The organism is Variovorax sp. 20P10.2.4, assembly GCF_058244205.1.
Map to the genome: position 1 here is coordinate 1 of NZ_JBZAYE010000562.1, position 4,763 is coordinate 4,763.

The following is a 4,763-nucleotide window of genomic DNA, read 5'->3' on the forward strand; positions in this document are numbered from 1 at the left end:
CAGAGTTCCTCGCGGTCGTAGCCGCCGTCGTCGACGAATTCGGTGAACTGGTTCCAGGTGACCGGCTGGGCATCGATCTCGAACTCGGGCACGTCGACGCGGTGCGCACCGCGCTCCTGCGCGAAGGCGAAGCCGGCCTCGTCGCGGCCCAGGCTCCAGCGCGTGGCCGGCAGCGCCAGCGGCTCGCGCACCACGCTCACGGGCGCCTGCTCGATGCCCAGCGGCAGCCCGAGGGTCTGCGCCATCACCACGAACTGCTCGCCGCGCAGGTCCTCGTGGAACAGCGCGAGGCGGTAGAAGTACAGGCCCGCATCGGTCTCGGCCGCATGCTCGAGCAGTTCGAGCGTGCTCTCGAGCGTCTCGAGCAGGTAGGCCTTGGTCTGGGCCAGGTCCGGCAGCTCGGGCGACCAGCGTCGCTCGGGGCCGATCTGGGCCGGGTTCCACCAGTCGTCGGCGCCGGGGTCGATGGCCGCGAGCCGGGTCGGCCGCACCGGGCAGTCGGCGCCGAAGGCACGCTGCGTGTTGCGCCCGATCCACCATTCGGCGAACCAGCCGATGTGGCCGGCCAGCCAGACCGGCGGCTGCATGCCCTCCTGCGCCTGCAGCTCGCGCGGCACCGGCAGCGCGGCCGAGCCGAGCGCCTGCTCGTAGAGCGCCAGCAGGTGCAGCGTGTGGTTGCGCGCATCGATCAGTGCCAGCGACAGCAGTTCGCGGCCGGCACGGTGCATGTCGGGCGAGTCGATCGAATGCGGCAGGCCCAGGGCGCCTGAGGGAGTCGAGGGCTGCGGGCTGGAAGGCATCGGGCGATTATGGGCACCCGCCGGCGGGCGTCGTGGGCGCTGACTCCCGGGTAAACCCGGGCGTCGCGGCCTGGGCGGACGGGGCAATACAAAGGTACACCGCGTTACCATTGCGGGCTTTGCGTCGACCCCACCAGGGCCGGTCGCTATCACCCTGGGCTTTGTGGGAGACACCCCTTGTCTGCATTCCTCAAATTCGCGGCCGGCATGGACTGGATCAGCGAAAAGTTCGGCAAGTTCGCCGGCTACACCGTCCTGGCGGCCTCGCTCATCTCCGCCGCCAACGCACTGGTGCGCTACGGCCTCGACTTCAGCAGCAACGCCTTCCTCGAGATCCAGTGGTACCTGTTCGCGGCCACCGTGATGCTCGGCGCGCCCGTGGTGCTGCGCTTCAACGAACACGTGCGCGTGGACATCATCTACGGCAAGCTCAAGGGCAACGGCCCGGTCTACGTCGACCTGTTCGGCCTGATCTTCTTCCTGCTGCCGGTGATGGGCATGTTCACCTACCTCACCTGGCCCTACTTCTGGAACACCTGGGTCACGGGCGAGATGTCGGGCAACATCGGCGGCCTGGTCCGCTGGCCCGCCGCGCTGCTGATGCCGGTGGGTTTCGCCGCCATGTTCCTGCAGGGCGTGGCGGAAATCATCAAGCGCATTGCCTACCTGCGTGGGCTCATCGAGATGAACACGCACTACGAGAAGCCGGTGCAGTGAGCGCGCAGCGCCCTCGCCCCGTCACCGTCTCCCTTCTCTGTGTCCCAACGGCAGGATAAGTAGAAATGCACATGGAAAACTTCGCCCCGATCATGTTCGCGGGGCTCGTCGTGATCATGCTGATCGGGTTCCCGGTCGCGTTCTCGCTCTCGGCACTCGGCCTGATCTGCGGCTTCTTCGCGATCGAGATGGGCTGGTTCCCGGCCGGCTTCATGGCCAACCTCCCGCTCAACGTCTTCGGCATCCTGTCGAACGAGACGCTGCTGGCGATCCCCTTCTTCACGCTGATGGGAGCGGTACTGGAGAAATGCGGGCTGGCCGAGGACATGCTCGACTCCATGGGCCAGCTGTTCGGCCCGGTGCGCGGCGGCCTCGGCTACTCGGTGATCATCGTGGGCTTCATCCTCGGCGCCATCACCGGCACGGTGGCGGGCCAGGTGATCGCGATGGCGATGATCTCGCTGCCGGTGATGATGCGCTACGGCTACAACATGCGCTACTCGACCGGCGTGCTCGCCGCCTCGGGAACCATCACGCAGCTGGTGCCGCCCTCGCTGGTGCTGATCGTCATGGCCGACCAGCTCGGCACCGACGTCGGCCAGATGTACAAGGGCGCCTGGGGTCCGTCGATCCTGCAGGTGATCATCTTCGCGATCTACACCTTCCTGATCGGGCGCATCTACCCGAGCTACGTGCCGGGCCTGCCGGCCAGCGCGCGCACGCTGCACGGCTGGGCGCTGTGGGGCAAGTGCCTGCGCGGCATCATTCCCTCGGCGATCCTGATCTTCGCGGTGCTGGGTTCGATGGGCGGCCTGCCGTTCATGGACAAGGCCATCGCCACGCCGACCGAGGCCGGTGCCATGGGCGCGGTCGGCGCGCTGATCCTCGCGCTGGTTCACCGCCGGCTGAACTGGGAACTGCTCAAGGGCGCGATGGAAGGCACGATGCGCCTGACGGCCATGGTGGTGTTCATCCTGATCGGCTCGCGCGTGTTCTCGCTGGTGTTCCAGGGCGTGGACGGCGCCAAGTGGATCGAGCACATGCTCTCGGGCCTGCCGGGCGGCCAGGTCGGCTTCCTGATCGCGGTCAACATCTTCGTCTTCTTCCTCGCGTTCTTCCTCGACTTCTTCGAGATCGCGTTCATCATCCTGCCGCTTTTGGGCCCCGTGGCCCACAAGCTCGGCATCGACATGGTGTGGTTCGGCGTGCTGCTGTGCGTGAACATGCAGACCTCGTTCATGCACCCACCGTTCGGCTTCGCGCTGTTCTACTTGCGAGGGATCGCCGACACCCTGTTCAAGAACGGGGCGCTACCCAAGAAGGTGGAGTCGCGCGACATCTACCTGGGCGCCGTTCCCTGGGTCATCATGCAGCTGCTGCTGGTGGCCATCGTGATCTTCTTCCCGCAGACGGTGACCGTGTTCCTCGACAAGGAGAAGGTGGTCGACATCGACAAGGTGATCCTCGAGATGCCGGTGGACGACCAGTCGAACGCACCCGACGCCAACGGCGTGAACATGGAAGACCCGTTCGGCAACGAGAAGAAGGACGAGCCGGCCCCGGCGGCCGAGCCCGCGCCGGCGCCCGCCGACGGCGCCAAGCAGTGACGCAGGCCGGCGCCGATGCAGGCGCTGCGCTCGAGAGCGCCGCCTTCCCGCCGCTGCTGCGCACGCTCGCGGTCGTCATCGTCGTCGACCTCTTCGCCTTCGCCCTCTGGAGCCTGCCCTCGCTGCGCGAGACCAGCTGGTCGGCCTCCAGCCTCGTGGTCTTCGGCCTCGCGGGCCTGTGCGTGGTGTGGGTCGGCTACTGGATCGTCTACAGCCGCACCCGGCTCGAGGGCGACGAACTGATCCAGACCTGGCTGTGGACCAAGCGCGTGCGCGCGCAGGACGCCTCGCAGCTCAAGCTGGTCCATATCCGCATGCTCGAGCGCGTCGTCGCGCCGCGCCTGCTGGTGCGCCGCCGCAATGGCGGCATCACCTGGTTCCATGCCTACGACCCGAAGGTGCTGATCGCCTTCGGCGAGCAGGTGGCGCTGCGCGCGGTGCCGGCGCGGCAGCCCGCCGTCGACGACGCCGCCTGAGTCAGCCTCGCGGCACCCGATGCGGCGAAGATAGCCGCATGCATCCCAGATTCCTTCCCCCGTCGAACGGTGTGCGTGCCTTCGTAGCGGCCCTGTGCCTCGCCGCGGCGGCGGCCGGTGCCGCGGCCGCCGACGCCAACGCCGACTGCACGGCATCGGCCGCGCCCGACTGCTACCGTGCCTTCGAGCCGCCCCAAGCCGGTGGCGCCTTGCACTACTACGCCTCGCTCGCCCCCGGCGCAGGCCCCACGCAGGCGCTCATCGCCATGCACGGCCATCCGCGCGATGCGGGCAAGACCTTCGACGCGGCCCTGCGCACCGTGCGCCAGGCCGGCGCGCTCGAGCGCACGCTGGTGGTCGCGCCGCTGTTCCAGGTCGCGGCCGACAAGGCCGGCAAGTGCAGCAGCGCGGGCGTGCCGGCAGCGCAGGACGGCGACCTGCTGTGGACCTGCGCCTCCTGGCTCGAAGGCGGCCGCGCGGAGAACGGCAATGGCCTGTCCTCGTTCGCGGCCATGGACGCGCTCGTTGCCGAGCTGCACCGGCGCTGGCCGAGCCTGCGCACGGTCACCATCGCGGGCTTCTCGGCCGGCGCGCAGATGGTGCAGCACTACATCGGCTTCGCGGCCGATCCGCCCGCGGCCTCGCTCGCGCTGCGCTACGTGGTGGCCGACCCCGGCACCTGGCTCTACTTCGACGCGTTCCGTCCGTTTCCGCCGAGCGACGCCGCCGCCTGTCCCGCGCTCGACCGCTGGAAGTACGGCACCGAGGGCCTGCCCGCGCACCTGGGCCGCGATGCAACCCAGGCCCGCGCGCGCTATGCCGCCGCCGACATCCACTACCTGCAAGGCGAGCTCGACACCGGCGAGGGCAAGGGCACGGCCTACCGGGTGCTCGACAAATCCTGCGCGGCCGCCGCCCAGGGCCCGTACCGGCTGCAGCGCGGCCTGGCCTACGCGCAGTACGACCGCACGCTGCTCGCGCCGGCCAAGCGCCGCGAGGTCACGGTGGTGCCGGGCTGCGCGCACGACGTCGCCTGCGTGTTCCCGTCCGAGGCCGCGCGCGCCGCGCTGCTGGGCACGCCCTCCAAATGAAAAAAGCCCCGCCGTTGAACTGACCCCCACAAGTTGGACAGTTGGAAGCTAGCGGCTCAAGGCCTGAGTTCG

5 protein-coding genes are annotated in these 4,763 nt (G+C 68.9%); 4 read left to right on the plus strand and 1 reads right to left on the minus strand.

Annotated features, from left to right (window positions below):
* Positions 1 to 800, minus strand: an 800-nt coding sequence (locus AC27VN_RS32975) for a DinB family protein (RefSeq protein WP_490879296.1), incomplete at its 3' end; no start/stop codon positions are given.
* Between the two features lie 177 nt (positions 801 to 977).
* Between AC27VN_RS32975 and AC27VN_RS32980 the strand changes: the two genes are divergently transcribed.
* From AC27VN_RS32980 to AC27VN_RS32995, 4 genes are all read left to right on the plus strand, one after another.
* Positions 978 to 1,517, plus strand: a complete 540-nt coding sequence (locus tag AC27VN_RS32980) for a TRAP transporter small permease subunit (RefSeq protein WP_296798901.1) — start codon at positions 978 to 980, stop codon at positions 1,515 to 1,517.
* Positions 1,518 to 1,582: 65 nt separating this feature from the next.
* Entirely contained in the window at positions 1,583 to 3,124 is a 1,542-nt protein-coding gene (locus AC27VN_RS32985) for a TRAP transporter large permease (protein ID WP_490879297.1), read from the plus strand.
* Positions 3,121 to 3,600 carry a hypothetical protein gene (locus AC27VN_RS32990; protein WP_490879298.1) on the plus strand — a complete coding sequence of 160 codons (480 nt, stop codon included), beginning with the start codon at positions 3,121 to 3,123 and terminating at the stop codon, positions 3,598 to 3,600. The genes AC27VN_RS32985 and AC27VN_RS32990 overlap by 4 nt, the downstream gene beginning before the upstream one ends.
* 38 nt (positions 3,601 to 3,638) lie before the next feature.
* Entirely contained in the window at positions 3,639 to 4,691 is a 1,053-nt protein-coding gene (locus tag AC27VN_RS32995; RefSeq protein ID WP_490879299.1) for a hypothetical protein, read from the plus strand.
* The last annotated feature ends 72 nt before the right edge of the window (positions 4,692 to 4,763 follow it).